Raw genomic sequence first — 15,263 nt, forward strand, 5'->3', positions numbered from 1 at the left:
GCCCGGTACGGCTGCTCAGCTGGTGTCCGCCCTGTCACGGGCGTGCGCGATCGGTCCACCCCCGCCATTGACTCCGAGCCCGGGAAGGCACACCAACCCCATGGCCAACAACCTGTCGTTCATCGGCCGTGACATGGCGATCGACCTCGGCACTGCCAACACGCTGGTGTACGTCAGGGGCAAGGGGATCGTCCTCAACGAGCCGTCCGTGGTCGCGGTGAACACCAACACCGGCGGCATCCTCGCGGTCGGCTCCGAGGCCAAGAAGATGATCGGCCGGACCCCCGGCAACATCGTCGCCATCCGCCCGCTCAAGGACGGCGTGATCGCCGACTTCGAGATCACCGAGCGGATGCTCCGCTACTTCATCCTGAAGATCCACCGCCGCCGCTACCTGGCCCGCCCCCGCGTCGTGGTCTGCGTGCCCTCCGGCATCACGGGGGTCGAGCGCCGCGCCGTGATCGAGGCCAGCTCGCAGGCCGGCGCGCGCCAGGTGCACATCATCGAGGAGCCGATGGCGGCCGCGATCGGCGCGGGCCTGCCCGTGCACGAGGCCACCGGCAACATGGTCGTCGACATCGGCGGCGGCACCACCGAGGTCGCGGTGATCTCGCTCGGCGGCATCGTCACGGCCCAGTCGATCCGGGTGGCCGGCGACGAGCTCGACAACGCGATCGTGCAGCACATCAAGAAGGAGTACTCGCTCCTGCTCGGTGAGCGCAGCGCCGAGCAGATCAAGATGAGCATCGGCTCCGCCTTCGCGCTGGAGGGCGAGAAGGACGAGCACGCCGAGATCCGCGGCCGGGACCTGGTCAGCGGCCTGCCCAAGACCGTGGTGATCTCCGCGGCCGAGGTGCGCGAGGCCATCGACGAGCCGGTGAACTCCATCATCGACGCCGTCAAGACCACCCTGGACCAGTGCCCGCCGGAGCTCGCCGGCGACGTGATGGACCGTGGCATCGTGCTGACCGGCGGCGGCGCCCTGCTGCGCGGCCTGGACGAGCGGCTGCGCCGGGAGACCGGCATGCCGATCCACATCGCCGAGAACCCGCTCGACTCGGTCGCGCTCGGCTCCGGCAAGTGCGTCGAGGAGTTCGAGGCGCTCCAGCAGGTGCTGGACGCCCAGCCGCGGCGCTGAGCAACCGCACACCGTACTCCGGCGGTCCCCGCACAGGGACGGCCGACCAACTGAAGGGCCCTCACCCGCCCACAGCCCGGTGGGGGCCGGCACCAGGACTCGGACGAAGGGGCAGCTCCAGCACCGTGAGGGACACACGAGAGAGCCGCTTGTTGCTCATCCTGCTGGTGGCTGTCGCCTTCGCCCTGATCACCGTGGACATCAAGGGCGGCGAGAGCTCCCCGCTCGGCGGTGCCCGGCGGGCCGCCGCGGGTCTCCTCGGACCGGTCGAGCGGGGCGCCGCCTCGGCGGTCGACCCGGTCGCGGACACCGTCCGCGCGTTCCGCGAGGCCGCCACCCACAACGGCCGGATCGACCAGCTCAACCAGGACAACACCGAGCTGCGGCAGAAGCTGGCCTCCTCCGACGCCGCCGCCGGGCGCACCAAGCAGCTCGACGACATGCTCAGGACGGCCGGCGCCGGCGGCTACACCGTCAAGGCCGCCCAGGTGATCGCGATCGGCCCCGCCCAGGGCTTCTCCTGGACCATCACCGTCGACGCCGGCAGCGACGACGGACTGACCCGCGACATGACCGTCATCAACGGCCAGGGCCTGGTCGGCCGGATCACCACGGTCGCGCCGACCACCGCCACCGTGCTGCTCGCCTCCGACCCCGGCTTCAGCGCCGGCGCCCGGCTGGAGGGCAGCGGCGAGATCGGCTTCGCCTCCGGCCAGGGCACCGGGCCGATGAAGGTCTCGCTGCTCAACGGCCGGGCCCAGGTCAAGGAGGGCGACCGGATGGTCACCTTCGGGTCGCAGAGCGGGCGCCCCTTCGTGCCCGGCGTGCCGATCGGCAAGGTGGTGGAGGTCGAGGCGACCCCCGGCCAGCTCACCAAGACCGTCATGGTCGAGCCGTACGTGCAGTTCACCCGGCTCGACCTGGTCGGCGTGGTGGTGGTGCCGCCGCGTACCGACCCCCGCGACGCCGTCCTGCCGCCGGCCGGTGCCCCGGCCGCCCAGGCCCCCGCCGCGCCCGCGGCCCCGGCGGCCGCCGCTCCGCCCGCCAGTCCCACAGGGGGGAACTGACCCATGCGTCTCACCCGGATCCCGGTCTCCGCCGTCCTGATCCTGCTCGGCCTCGTCCTCCAGGTCAGCGTCCTCGGCCGGCTCCAACTGCCCGGTGCCACCCCCGACGTCCTGCTGCTCGTCGTGATCGGCCTCGCCATGGTCTACGGGCCGACCGGCGGCTGCCTGGTCGGCTTCGCGGCCGGCCTGCTGGCCGACCTCGCCCCGCCGTCCGACCACGCGATCGGCCGCTACGCGCTCGTCCTGTGCCTGATGGGGTACGCCGCCGGACTGCTCCGCGGTGAGCACGGCCGCCAGCGCTCGGTGGGTGGCGCGCTGCTCGTGGTCGCCGGCGCCGCGGCGGTCTCCACCCTGCTGTACGCGATGGTCGGCGCCCTGGTCGGCGACACCGCCGCCCGGCACGTCGGCCTGGCCGGCCTGGTGATCAGCGCCCTGCTGTACGACCTGCTGCTGGCGCCGTTCGTGGTGCCGGTGGTGATGCTGGTCGCCCGGCGCTTCGAGCACGACCCGGTGGCCGCCGCGAACGGCGACAGCGCCGGCAGCGGCGGGAACCTGGGCACCCTGGCCCGCTACCGCACCACCCGGGAGGCCTCGGCCGGCCCCGGGTACGGCCGGAAGAAGCGCGGCCTGGGCCTGGCCAAGCGCCCGTAGCGCCCCCGCGCGGGAGCCCGCAGGGCTCCTCGAACCACCGCCCGAACCCTCGCCCTCTGGAGCGCACGCGACGTGAGCAACATCCCCGAGACCGGACGAACCCGGCGGGTGACGATCCGTCTGGTGGTCCTGCAGATCCTGGTGTTGTCCCTGCTGGCGACGCTCGGCGGGCGGCTCTGGTACCTGCAGATCCGCAGCGCCAGCGAGTACACCGCCAAGGCGACCGGCAACCACATCCGCGAGGTGGTCGAACCGGCCGTCCGCGGCGAGATCCTGGACGCCTCCGGCCGCATCCTGGCCGCCAACGAGGCCCGCCTGGTGGTCTCGGTCAGCCGCACCTCGCTGCTCCAGCAGAAGGACGGCGGCAAGGGCGTGCTGGGCCGGCTCGCCGAGGTGCTCGGGATGCCCGCCAAGGACCTCCAGGAGAAGGTCCGGCTGTGCGACGCCAAGACGCCGCAGCCCTGCTGGAACGGATCGCCCTACCAGCCGATCCCGGTCACCAAGGAGGCCACCACCCAGCAGGCGATGCAGATAATGGAACGCCGCGAGGACTTCCCCGGGGTGACCGCCCAGCCCACCGCCGTACGCCGCTACACCGGTGTCGAGGGCGCCAACGCCGCCCAGGTGCTCGGCTACCTCTCCCCGGTCACCGACGACGAGGTCACCAAGAGCGCCGGGAAGACCGGCGCGGAACGCTACCTGCCGGCCGACCAGATCGGCCGGGCCGGGCTGGAGTCGGTGTACGACAGCGACCTGCGCGGCACCGCCGGCGTCACCAGCCTGGAGGTCGACAACCTCGGCCGGGTGATCGGCACCGCCGGCACCGTCGAGGCGCAGCCCGGGAACAACCTGGTCACCAGCATCGACGCCCGGGTCCAGAAGGTCACCGAGGACAACCTGCTGCAGGCCATGGCGGACGCCCGCAAGACCGTCGACAAGGTCACCAACCGCAACTACGAGGCCGACTCCGGGGCCGCCGTCGTGATGGACGTGCACACCGGCCGGATCGTGGCGATGGCCAGCGCGCCGAGCTACGACCCCAACCTCTGGGCGGGCGGCATCTCCGGCAAGGACTACCAGGCGCTGACCAGCAAGGAGTCCAACTTCCCGCTGCTCAACCGGGCCATACAGGGTCAGTCCGCACCCGGCTCCACCTTCAAGGTGATCTCCACCACCGCCGCCGTGCAGGCCGGCTACTCGCTCGACGGGACGTACCCCTGCCCGACGAGCCTGACCATCGGCGGCCGCGAGTTCAAGAACTTCGAGGCCGAGAGCTTCGGGTCGATCTCGCTGGAGAAGGCGCTGGAGATCTCCTGCGACACGGTCTTCTACGGCCTGGCCTACGACCAGTGGATGAAGGACGGCGGCATCAAGCCGAAGAAGGACCCGGGCGACTGGTTCTACAAGACCGCCCACCAGTTCGGCCTGGGCGCCAAGACCGGGATCGACCTGCCCGCCGAGGTCCCCGGACGGGTGCCCGACCGGCAGTGGAAGCAGTCCTTCTTCGACAACAACAAGGACGCCTGGTGCGCGCAGGCGGCCAAGGGCGGCAACAGCTACTCCGACCAGATCGCCAAGGAGAACTGCGTCGACGGCTACGTGATGCGCGCCGGTGACTCCGTCAACTACGCGATCGGCCAGGGTGACACCCTGGTCACGCCGATCCAGATGGCCCGGATCTACTCGGCGCTGGCCAACGGCGGCACGCTCTACCGTCCGACCATCGGCAAGGCCGTGATGAGCCCCGGCGGGGATCTCGTCCGTGAGATCGCCCCGCACGAGGACGGCAGGATCCCCGGTGACCAGAAGCTGCTGAGCTACATCAACCAGGCCACGGCCGGCGTCGTCACCACCGGTACCGCCGCGTGGAAGTTCACCAGCGTCGGCTGGCCGCAGAACAAGATCGAGCTGCACGCCAAGACCGGCACCGCCGAGGTCGAGGGCAAGCAGACCACCTCGTGGCTGACCACCTACAGCGCCGACTACGCGGTCGTCATGACGATCAGCCAGGGCGGCACGGGCTCCGGCGGCTCCGGCGACGCGATCCGCCGGATCTACCAGGCCCTGTACGGCGTCGACGACAAGGGCAACATCGACAGCGGCAAGGCCCTGTTGGCCAAGCCCCAGGCCGAGCTCCCCAAGTTCGGCCCCGACGGCACCGCCATCGTGAAGCCCGCCGCCTACCAGTACGACCGGCCGGCCTTCCTGGACCCGGCGCAGCCCACCGGCGGCCCGGCCTACTGGACGACCGCGGGCCCGGCCCTCGAACCCACCCGCAGTACCTGGAACGGCAGCTCCGGAAGGGGGCGGTGATGACCTCCTACGGCTCGTACCGTCAGGTCCGGCTCTCCCCGCAGCGCGGGGCGGTGTCCAAGGCGCTCGCCAAGGACTCCCCGCTGCGCAAGCTCGACTGGATACTGATACTGGCCGCTCTGGTGCTGTCGCTCGGCAGCGCCCTGCTGGTCTGGTCGGCCACCCGGGGCCGGGACAACCTGACCCACGGCGACCCGCAGTACTTCCTCTACCGCCACCTCACCAACCTGGTGATCGGGCTCGCCCTCTGCGCGGTGGTGATCGGGATAGGGAGTCGGCGGTTCCGCACGCTGGTGCCGTTCGTCTACGTCGCCGTGATGTTGATGCTGGTGGCCACGCTCAGCCCGCTGGGCTCCACCATCAACGGGCAGCACTCCTGGATCCAGTTCGGCGGCGGGTTCTCGATGCAGCCGGCCGAGTTCGCCAAGCTGGCCATCGTGCTCGGGATGGCGGTGATCCTGTCCGCCCGGGTGGACACCGGGGACCGCGAGTTCCCCCCGGACCGCAGCGTCTTCCAGGCCCTGGTCGCGGCGAGCATCCCGATGGCGATCGTGATGCTGATGCCGGACGCCGGGTCGGTGATGGTGATGGCCGTCATCGTGCTGGGCATCCTGCTGGCCTCCGGCGCCGCCAACCGCTGGACCTTCGGGCTGCTGCTGGCCGGCGTCGGCGGCTGCGTCGCGATCTGGAAGCTCGGCGTGCTGAGCAAGTACCAGATCGACCGCTTCGCGGCCTTCGCCAACCCCGCGCTGGACCCGTCCGGCGTGGGCTACAACACCGCCCAGGCCCGGATCGCGATCGGCTCCGGCGGGCTGACCGGCAAGGGACTGTTCCACGGCACCCAGACCACCGGCCAGTTCGTCCCCGAGCAGCAGACCGACTTCGTCTTCACGGTGGCCGGCGAGGAACTCGGCTTCCTCGGCGCCGCGGCGATACTGCTGCTGCTCGGCGTCGTCCTCTGGCGTGCCTGCCGGATCGCCCGGCACGCCACCGACCTGTACGGCACCGTCGTGGTCGCCGGCGTGGTCGCCTGGTTCGCCTTCCAGGCCTTCGAGAACATCGGGATGTGCCTGGGCATCATGCCGGTCGCGGGCATCCCGCTGCCGTTCGTCAGCTACGGCGGATCGTCCATGTTCGCGGTGTGGATCGCGATCGGGCTGATGCAGGCCGTGCACAGCCAGCGGCCGATAGGAGTCTGAACCGGCCCCACCCGGCCGGCGGCGCCGCTACCGGATCGGAAACGGTCCGGCGGGCGCCGCCGGCCGGTCTGCGTCGCGGTAGCGAGGAAGGCCGCGACGCAGACCGGGGGACCGGGCGTCCGGACCCTCCCGGTGGGGCGCCGTCACCCTTGCTCCCGGTCCGGGCAGCCCCGGCCTCCCCGCAACACCCGCGGCGCGCGCGGGGTAAGGGGCGCGGAAGATCGTCCCGTCCGGACGCCCCGGCGGTTCGGCTACCCTTGAGGGTCACCCCAGTTCCTGTCGTAAGGGTTCCTAGTTACATGACTGTCGAATCGGTCTTCCCACGCCTGGAGGCCCTCCTCCCGCACGTCCAGAAGCCGATCCAGTACGTCGGCGGCGAGCTCAACTCGACCGTCAAGGACTGGGACGCCTGCGACGTCCGCTGGGCACTGATGTACCCCGACGCCTACGAGGTCGGCCTGCCGAACCAGGGCGTCATGATCCTGTACGAGGTGCTCAACGAGCGCGAGGGCGTGCTCGCCGAGCGGACCTACAGCGTCTGGCCGGACCTCGAAGCGCTGATGCGCGAGCACCGGGTGCCGCAGTTCACCGTCGACGCGCACCGACCGGTCAAGGCCTTCGACGTGTTCGGGCTCTCCTTCTCCACCGAGCTCGGCTACACCAACATGCTCACCGCCCTCGACCTCGCCGGCATCCCGCTGGAGGCCAAGGACCGCACCCTCGACGACCCGATCGTCCTCGCCGGCGGCCACGCGGCCTTCAACCCCGAGCCGATCGCGGACTTCATCGACTGCGCGGTGGTCGGCGACGGCGAGCAGGCCGTGCTCGACATGACCGAGATCATCCGCGCCTGGAAGGCCGAGGGACGCCCCGGCGGCCGGGACGAGGTGCTGCTGCGCCTCGCGCGGACCGGCGGCTTCTACGTGCCGCGCTTCTACGACGTCGAGTACCTGCCGGACGGCCGGATCGGGCGGGTCGTGCCCAACCGGGCAGGCGTGCCGTGGCGGGTCTCCAAGCACACCGTCATGGACCTCGACGAGTGGCCCTACCCCAAGCAGCCGCTCGTCCCGCTCGCCGAGACGGTGCACGAGCGGATGTCCGTCGAGATCTTCCGAGGCTGTACCCGAGGGTGCCGCTTCTGCCAGGCCGGCATGATCACGCGCCCCGTACGGGAGCGAAGCATCACCGGCATCGGCGAGATGGTCGAGCGCGGGCTGAAGGCGACCGGCTTCGAGGAGGTGGGCCTGCTCTCGCTGTCGAGCGCCGACCACACCGAGATCGGCGACATCGCCAAGGGCCTGGCCGACCGCTACACCGACGACAAGATCGGCCTGTCGCTGCCGTCCACCCGGGTCGACGCCTTCAACATCGACCTCGCCAACGAGCTGACCCGCAACGGCCGCCGCTCGGGTCTCACCTTCGCCCCCGAGGGCGGCAGCGAGCGGATCCGCAAGGTGATCAACAAGATGGTGTCGGAGGAGGACCTGATCCGCACCGTCGCCGCCGCCTACGGCAACGGCTGGCGCCAGGTGAAGCTGTACTTCATGGTCGGCCTGCCGACCGAGACCGACGAGGACGTGCTGCAGATCGCCGAGATGGCGAAGAACGTCATCCAGAAGGGCCGCGAGGTCACCGGCCAGAACGACATCCGCTGCACGGTCTCCATCGGCGGTTTCGTCCCCAAGCCGCACACCCCCTTCCAGTGGGCCCCGCAGCTCTCCGCCGAGGCCACCGACGCCCGGCTCGGCAAGCTGCGGGACGCGATCCGTCAGGACCGCAAGTACGGCAAGAACATCGGCTTCCGCTACCACGACGGCAAGCCCGGCATCGTCGAGGGCCTGCTCTCGCGCGGTGACCGCCGCATCGGCGCCGTGATCCGCGCCGTCTACGAGGACGGCGGCCGCTTCGACGGCTGGCGCGAGCACTTCAGCTACGACCGCTGGATGGCCTCCGCCGAGAAGGGCCTGGCCGGCACCGGCGTCGACGTCGAGTGGTACACCACCCGCGAGCGCGCCTACGAGGAGGTGCTGCCCTGGGACCACCTGGACAGCGGCCTCGACAAGGACTGGCTCTGGGAGGACTGGCAGGACGCCCTCGAAGAGGTCGAGGTCGAGGACTGCCGCTGGACGCCCTGCTTCGACTGCGGCGTGTGCCCGCAGATGCAGACCGAGATCCAGATCGGTCCGACCGGCGTGAAGCTGCTGCCGCTGACCGTGGTCAACACCTAGGCAGTCCGACCCGCCCCGGCAGGCCCCGTCGCCCCGACGGGGCCTGCCGCCGTTCCTGGACGCCGCACGTGACGGGCCCTGCACTACGATCGCCCTCTCGAAACCACCGTGGCGCGCGCCGGGCTGATGACCTGTCGGCGGACGACGGGCGGTTCGAGCTACGGGGGCGGGCGAGGCATGACTGGACGGGAGAAACCGGGACCGGCGGTGGACCTGGTGAAGGACGCGGGCGGGCCCGCGGCCGCGGGGGAGGACGACCGGCCGGCGCAGGGCGGGTGCCTGGTGGCGGTGGTCCGGGTACCGGTGCGGGTGTTCGCGTTCGCGGTGGTCCTGCCGCTGCGGTTCCTCTGGGAGCTGCTCGTGCTGGCGGCCCGCCCGGTCGGATCGGCGCTCGGGTGGGCCGGGCGGACGGCGGGACGGGGCCTGCACCGGTTGCTGGTACGGCCGTTCCTCGCGCTGCACCGCCACCTGCTGGCGCCGCTGGGCCGGGGGCTGGTCCGCGCCGTCCGACGGTCCGGGCAGCTGCTGCGCGGGCTTGTCGTGGGCCTGTGGCGGCGGGCGCTGCTGCCGGTGCTGGCGTTCGTCGGGCGCTTTCTGCTGCTCCCGCCGGCCCGGGCCGTGGAGTGGCTCCTGCTGGGCCTGGCCCGGCTGGTGATCGGAGGCTTCAAGCTGCTGCTGCGCCTCTTCGACCTGCTGGTGGCACTGCCCGCGAAATGGCTGGTGCGGGTGGTGCTGATGCCGTTCGGCAGGGCCCTCGGCCGGTTCGGGCGCGCGCTGGGGCGGCTGCTGGGGAGCTCGTTCGAGCTGCTGGTGGTCCGGACCCTCCGGTGGCTGTGGCGGTACGTGCTGCGCCCGGCCGGGGTGGCCCTGCGCCGGCTCGGGGCCGCACTGGTGCGGCTGGTCGTCGCCGCCGGCCGGCTGGCGGCGCGGCTGGTGGTGGGTGCGGCCCGGCTGCTGGCCCGGCTGGTCGTCCTGCTGCTGGTCCGGCCCGCGGTCCGGCTGGGCCGGTCGGTGCTGGCCCCGGTCGGGCGGTGGCTGATCACGGCGGACATCGCGCTGGGGCGGGCCCTGGTGCTCCTCGCCCGGCTGCTGCTGACGGCGGTCGCCCGGCTGGTCGAGTACCTGGTGCTGCGGCCGCTGGCCGCACTGGGCCGGTACGTGCTGCGCCCGGCGGCCGTCGGGCTGGGGTGGCTGATCGAGCACCTGCTGCTGATCCCGCTCGGGTGGCTCTGGCGGGTCCTGCTGTTCCCGCTGCTCCGGGAGCTGGGCCGGGCCGTGGTCCGGGCCTGGCGGCTGGGTGGGCGGATCTGGCGGTTCGCGGTGGTGCGGCCGTGCCGGTGGGCCCGGCGCGAGGTGTGGTGGCCGGTCCGGGAGGAGTTGCGCCGGGCCCGGCGGACGGTGCACGAGACGATCCGGGAAGTCCGGCGCTCGCTGACCGGGTGACCGCGCCCGGCCTGCGGCTTCGCCTCGGGCAGGCTTCTGACCAGGGGCGGAGCGCGAGGGCCCGGTGGGCGCGTACCCTTTGGTACGACAGAGTCCGGGCCGGGCCAGCGCGCGCGGCCGGACGGGGACACTGACTAAGGACTGAGCGACCTGGCACGCCGTACGCCCGACGGTCCGCCGCCCGCGCCGACGGTGCAGCGCATCCGTCTCCGCTACACCAAGCGCGGCCGGCTGCGATTCACCAGCCACCGTGACTTCCAACGCGCCTTCGAGCGCGCGCTGCGCCGCTCGGCCGTCCCGATGGCCTACTCGGCCGGCTTCACACCGCACCCCAAGGTCTCGTACGCCAACGCCGCCCCGACCGGGGTGGCCAGCGAGGCGGAGTACCTGGAGATCGGCCTGGCGGCCGTTCGCGACGTGGAGGAGCTGCGCGCGCAGCTCGACGCGTCGCTGCCGTCCGGGCTGGACATCATCGACGCCGTCGAGGTTCGCACCCCGAACTTCGTGGAGCGCCTGGAGGCCTCCGAGTGGCTGGTCCGGCTGGACGGGGTGGAGCAGGACGAGGCCGCCCGCGCGGTCGCGCTGTTCCTCGCCGCCGAGCAGGTCGAGGTCGAACGCCTGACCAAGAACGGTGTCCGCCGCTTCGACGCGCGCGGCCCGGTGGCGGCGCTCGAAATCGTCGCGCCGCAGGTGGGAAATGGTCCGGACGAGCACGTGGAGGGGGAGTCCGATGTTCGGACGGCCCGTCCCTGTGCGATACTGCGCCTGGTAGTACGACAGGCCACACCCGCCGTACGACCCGACGACGTTTTGTCCGGTCTCCGTGTGACGGCCGACCTGGCGCCGCCGGTCCCCGCTGAGGTGACCAGGCTGGCGCAGGGGCCGCTCGACGAGGGGACCGGCACGGTGACCGACCCGCTGGCGCTCGACCGCGCCGCGGCCCCGGCCGGCCCTGTAGAGGCTGCTGGGCCGCGCGCAACCGCGTCCGCCTAGCGGGCGGAGGCCGGGTCCAGGACATCTGGACCGTCTGGCGCTCCAGGCCCCCGCGGCTCCCCAGGGGAGCGAGCGTCGTCGAAGCACAGGCCGGCCCCTTGCGGCCCGCCGACCCCGATGGTCGGCGGGCCCGAGGACCCCTTCCGGGAGCCACCCGGGGTTGGGGGACGGCGCAGCTTGGGAACACCTGAGAAGACTGGGCAGACCAGAAGACTTTCGACACCCCGCAACTGTGCGGGGCGCCGAGCGAGACTACGAGCTCCTGTGCGGCCTCGCGTCCGCACGGTGGCACCGAGGAAGGTCCGGCAGGGGCATCCGTGAGGATGCCGGCCGGCCACCGGTGTCGCACCGTGCCCGATGCGGAGCCCGGGGGCCTGACGGGAGATCCACCCGCATGCTCGATAACACCGATCCGCAGCAGTCCGCTGCCGCGGGAGACAACGAAGCCGGCACCGAGGGTACGTCCGCGGCGCCGCCGCGGCGCCGTCGCCGTGCCGTGTCCCGCCCGGCGGGTACACCGCAGAGCGCGGCCGGCGAGAGCGCCGAGACCGTGGTTCCGGCGGCCGAGGCCGTCGCTCCGGCCGCCGAGCCGGTCGTCGAGGCGCCGGCCGAGGCCGCGCCCGCCGAGAAGCCGGTCCGGGCCCGCCGGACCCGTAAGCGTGCCGAGGCCCCCGCCGGGGCGCCGGAGGCCGCCGAGACCATCGTCACACCGGCGGCCGAGGCCGCCGCTCCGGCCGCCGAGCCGGTCGTCGAGGCGCCGGCCGAGGCCGCGCCCGCCGAGAAGCCGGTCCGGGCCCGCCGGACCCGTAAGCGTGCCGAGGCCCCCGCCGGGGCGCCGGAGGCCGCCGAGACCGCCCCCGTGGCGGAGCCGGTCGCGGAGCCCGTGGTGGAGCAGCCGGCCGCCGAGCAGCCCGCCGCGCAGGAGGAGGCCCCGGCCGCCCCCGCCCGCCGGCCCCGCCGCCGTCGCGTGGTGGAGAGCGCCCCGGTGGTCGAGGAGACCCCGGTCGCGGTCGAGGAGCCGGTCGAGGAAGAGGTCGTCGAGGAGCCGGTCGCCGCCGCACCGGTCGCCGAGCCGGCGCCCGTGGCCGCCCCGCCGGCCGAGGTCGCCGAGCAGCCCGCGCCGCGGGCCCGCCGCCGGGCCGTGCGCCCGTCCACCGCGATCTTCCAGGCTCCGGTCTTCCAGGAGCCCGCCCCGTTCGTCGCGTCGGCCCAGGCCGCCGCGCCCGCCGCCGCCGCTGCCCCGGCCGCCGCGCCGGCCGCGAAGGCCCCCACCGCCGCGCCCGCCGCCAAGCAGGCCCCGGCCGCCGCGCCGGCCGCCGCGGACGAGGACGAGTTCGAGTACAGCGGCGTCGGCCGTCGTCGCCGGACCCGTACCCAGGTCCGGGTGCAGACGCCGTCCCGCCAGCGTCCCGCCGCCGAGCGTCCCGCCGCCGCCGAGCGGCAGGCCCAGCAGCCCGTCCAGCAGGCCGCCCCGGTGGCGCCCGCCCCCGCGCCCGTGGAGGCGCCCGCGCCGGTGCAGGCCGTCGAGCCCGAGCCCGTCGCCGCCGGCCCCGAGCAGGACGGCGAGTGGGAGGACGACCGTCCGTCCCGTCGCCGCCGCCGGGGTGGCCGTCGCCGCCGCCGTGGCGAGGCCGAGGAGTTCGAGCCGGAGACGCAGGAGGCGGCCGAGCAGCCCGCCGAGGAGCCGGCCGTCGCCGAGGAGGAGGACGAGGACGACGACCTGGCCTCGGGCCTGGCCTCCTCGCGCCGTCGTCGCCGTCGTCGTCGCCGCAGTGGCGAGAGCGGTGCCGAGCCCGCCGAGAGCGAGTCCGCCGAGGACGGCGTGCGCACGGTCGTGAAGGTCCGCGAGCCGCGCCGCCGTTCCACCGAGCCGTCGTTCGACCCGGACGAGGTGCAGTCCATCAAGGGCTCCACCCGCCTGGAGGCGAAGAAGCAGCGCCGCCGCGAGGGCCGCGAGCTGGGCCGCCGCCGGGTGCCGATCATCACCGAGGCCGAGTTCCTGGCCCGCCGCGAGTCGGTCGAGCGGGTGATGGTCGTGCGTCAGAACGGCCAGCGCACCCAGATCGGCGTGCTGGAGGACGGCGTGCTGGTCGAGCACTACGTCAACAAGGAGCAGGCCACCAGCTACGTCGGCAACGTCTACCTGGGCAAGGTCCAGAACGTGCTGCCGTCGATGGAGGCCGCCTTCGTCGACATCGGCAAGGGCCGCAACGCGGTGCTGTACGCCGGTGAGGTCAACTTCGGTTCGCTGGGCGGCCACGGCGGCCCGCGCCGGATCGAGTCGGTGCTGAAGTCCGGCCAGTCCGTGCTGGTGCAGGTCTCGAAGGACCCGATCGGCCACAAGGGGGCGCGCCTGACCAGCCAGATCTCCCTCCCGGGCCGCTACCTGGTGTACGTCCCCGAGGGCTCGATGACCGGGATCAGCCGCAAGCTGCCCGAGAACGAGCGGGCCCGCCTGAAGCAGATCCTCAAGCGGATCGTCCCGGACGACGCGGGCGTCATCGTGCGCACCGCCGCCGAGGGCGCGAGCGAGGACGAGCTGACGCGTGACGTGCAGCGCCTGCAGGCGCAGTGGGAGGAGATCCAGAAGAAGGCCGCCACCGGCAACGCCCCGGCGCTGCTGTACGGCGAGCCGGACATGACCGTCCGGGTCGTCCGCGACATCTTCAACGAGGACTTCACCAAGGTCATCGTGTCGGGCTCGGAGGCGTGGAGCACCATCCACGAGTACGTCACCAACGTGGCCCCGGACCTCGCCGAGCGGCTCCAGCGCTGGACGTCCGACGTGGACGTCTTCGCGACGTACCGGATCGACGAGCAGCTGATGAAGGCGCTGGACCGCAAGGTCTGGCTGCCCAGCGGCGGTTCGCTGGTGATCGACCGGACCGAGGCGATGATCGTCGTCGACGTCAACACCGGCAAGTTCGTCGGCCAGGGCGGCAACCTGGAAGAGACCGTCACCCGCAACAACATCGAGGCGGCCGAGGAGATCGTCCGCCAGCTGCGGCTGCGCGACCTCGGCGGCATCATCGTGATCGACTTCATCGACATGGTGCTGGAGTCCAACCGGGATCTGGTGCTGCGCCGTCTGCTGGAGTGCCTGGGCCGTGACCGGACCAAGCACCAGGTGGCCGAGGTCACCTCGCTGGGCCTGGTCCAGATGACCCGCAAGCGGGTCGGCCAGGGCCTGCTGGAGTCCTTCTCCGAGCCGTGCGTGCACTGCAACGGCCGCGGCGTCATCGTGCACATGGAGCAGCCGACCGCCCCCGGTGGCGGCGGCGGCCCGGTGGGCACCTCGGGCGAGGCCGGCGCCGCCGGCGGCAAGCGCCGCCGTCGGGGCAAGGGCGGCGCGGGTCTCGAGGAGCCGCAGCCGCACCTGCTGGACGAGGACACGGCCGACGAGGCCGCCGACCACGACCACGAGCACGAGGAGTTCGAGATCATCTCGGGCGGCGAGCAGCTCGTGATCGACGTGCCGCAGGAGCCGACCGTCGAGGTCGTCGAGCAGGCCGCGCCCGCCGAGGCCGAGCCGGTCGCGCAGGAGCGTCCGAGCCTGGTCGAGATCCCGGCCACCCCGGTGGCCGGCGGCCGTACCCGCCGTCGGGCGGTCCGCAAGGCCACCGCCCCGGCCGGCGCGCCCGCCGAGGCCGAGATCGTGGTGCTGCAGGCCCGGGCCGACGCGGCGATGGAGGCGGCGCTCGCCGCCGCCGCGACCGCCCCGGAGCCGGAGCCCGAGGCGCCGGCGGCCCCGGTGGAGGCCGAGCCGGTGGCCGAGGCCGCCGCCGAGGTCCCCGCCGAGCCGGTGGAGGCCGTCGAGGGCGAGGAGGCCGAGGAGGCGCCCGCGCCCAAGAAGCGGGCCCCCCGCAAGGCCGCCGCGAAGAAGACCGCCGCCAAGAAGACCACCACGGCAGCGGCCAAGAAGACCACCGCCCGCAAGACCGCCACCAAGCGGACGAGCGCGGCGGCCAAGAAGGCCGCGGCCGCCGAGGGTGATTCGGCAGCCGAGTAGTCCGCCGCCCGGCGGGGTGGGCGTTCGTCGCCCACCCCGCCGGGCGTTGTACGGGTCCGTCGCGCGTGCGCCCCTCGGGGCGGCGGGGCCGGTTTGCTCCAGCGGCGGCTGATCCGTATTCTTGACATTCGGCGTGTCTACGCCATGCTCCCGAGCAGATCACCTCCCAGACCCTTCGGGGGACGGGGGAGGCCGCCTGTGTCCGTACCCAGGCGGCTGGCA

9 protein-coding genes are annotated in these 15,263 nt (G+C 73.0%); all 9 read left to right on the plus strand.

Annotation, left to right across the window (positions count from 1 at the left end):
• Positions 1–112: 112 nt before the first annotated feature.
• The 9 genes from OG689_RS27330 to OG689_RS27370 all read left to right on the plus strand — a co-directional run bounded on the left by OG689_RS27330 (position 113) and on the right by OG689_RS27370 (position 15,041).
• On the plus strand, positions 113–1,138 hold the full coding sequence (locus tag OG689_RS27330; RefSeq protein ID WP_073927935.1) for a rod shape-determining protein: 1,026 nt from the start codon (positions 113–115) through the stop codon (positions 1,136–1,138).
• Between the two features lie 125 nt (positions 1,139–1,263).
• Positions 1,264–2,205 (plus strand): rod shape-determining protein MreC, encoded by a 942-nt coding sequence (mreC, locus tag OG689_RS27335; RefSeq protein WP_266323508.1) that lies wholly within the window; start codon positions 1,264–1,266, stop codon positions 2,203–2,205.
• Between the two features lie 3 nt (positions 2,206–2,208).
• Positions 2,209–2,856, plus strand: coding sequence for a rod shape-determining protein MreD (mreD, locus tag OG689_RS27340; protein ID WP_266323509.1), 648 nt, complete (start codon positions 2,209–2,211; stop codon positions 2,854–2,856).
• A gap of 72 nt (positions 2,857–2,928) precedes the next feature.
• Positions 2,929–5,169 carry a penicillin-binding protein 2 gene (mrdA, locus tag OG689_RS27345; protein ID WP_266323510.1) on the plus strand — a complete coding sequence of 747 codons (2,241 nt, stop codon included), beginning with the start codon at positions 2,929–2,931 and terminating at the stop codon, positions 5,167–5,169.
• On the plus strand, positions 5,169–6,368 hold the full coding sequence (rodA, locus tag OG689_RS27350; protein WP_266323511.1) for a rod shape-determining protein RodA: 1,200 nt from the start codon (positions 5,169–5,171) through the stop codon (positions 6,366–6,368). Before mrdA ends, rodA begins: the two co-directional genes overlap by 1 nt.
• Before the next feature lie 299 nt (positions 6,369–6,667).
• On the plus strand, positions 6,668–8,596 hold the full coding sequence (locus OG689_RS27355; RefSeq protein WP_266323512.1) for a TIGR03960 family B12-binding radical SAM protein: 1,929 nt from the start codon (positions 6,668–6,670) through the stop codon (positions 8,594–8,596).
• A 207-nt stretch (positions 8,597–8,803) separates the two neighbouring features.
• Entirely contained in the window at positions 8,804–10,039 is a 1,236-nt protein-coding gene (locus tag OG689_RS27360) for a hypothetical protein (RefSeq protein WP_266323513.1), read from the plus strand.
• A gap of 192 nt (positions 10,040–10,231) precedes the next feature.
• Positions 10,232–11,032, plus strand: a complete 801-nt coding sequence (locus OG689_RS27365; RefSeq protein WP_266323514.1) for a TIGR03936 family radical SAM-associated protein — start codon at positions 10,232–10,234, stop codon at positions 11,030–11,032.
• A gap of 394 nt (positions 11,033–11,426) precedes the next feature.
• The gene (locus tag OG689_RS27370; RefSeq protein WP_266323515.1) at positions 11,427–15,041 is read left to right on the plus strand and encodes an Rne/Rng family ribonuclease; all 3,615 of its coding nucleotides are present in this window, start codon (positions 11,427–11,429) and stop codon (positions 15,039–15,041) included.
• The last annotated feature ends 222 nt before the right edge of the window (positions 15,042–15,263 follow it).

This window comes from Kitasatospora sp. NBC_00240 (genome assembly GCF_026342405.1).
In the GTDB taxonomy this organism is placed as follows: domain Bacteria; phylum Actinomycetota; class Actinomycetes; order Streptomycetales; family Streptomycetaceae; genus Kitasatospora.

What these genes read in the sequence shown, in the direction of transcription:
- mreD (WP_266323509.1), top strand. Translation starts at nt 2,209, where the DNA reads ATGCGTCTCACCCGGATCCCGGTCTCCGCCGTCCTGATCCTGCTCGGC.
- rodA (WP_266323511.1), top strand. Translation starts at nt 5,169, where the DNA reads ATGACCTCCTACGGCTCGTACCGTCAGGTCCGGCTCTCCCCGCAGCGC.
- OG689_RS27355 (WP_266323512.1), top strand. Translation starts at nt 6,668, where the DNA reads ATGACTGTCGAATCGGTCTTCCCACGCCTGGAGGCCCTCCTCCCGCAC.
- OG689_RS27370 (WP_266323515.1), top strand. Translation starts at nt 11,427, where the DNA reads ATGCTCGATAACACCGATCCGCAGCAGTCCGCTGCCGCGGGAGACAAC.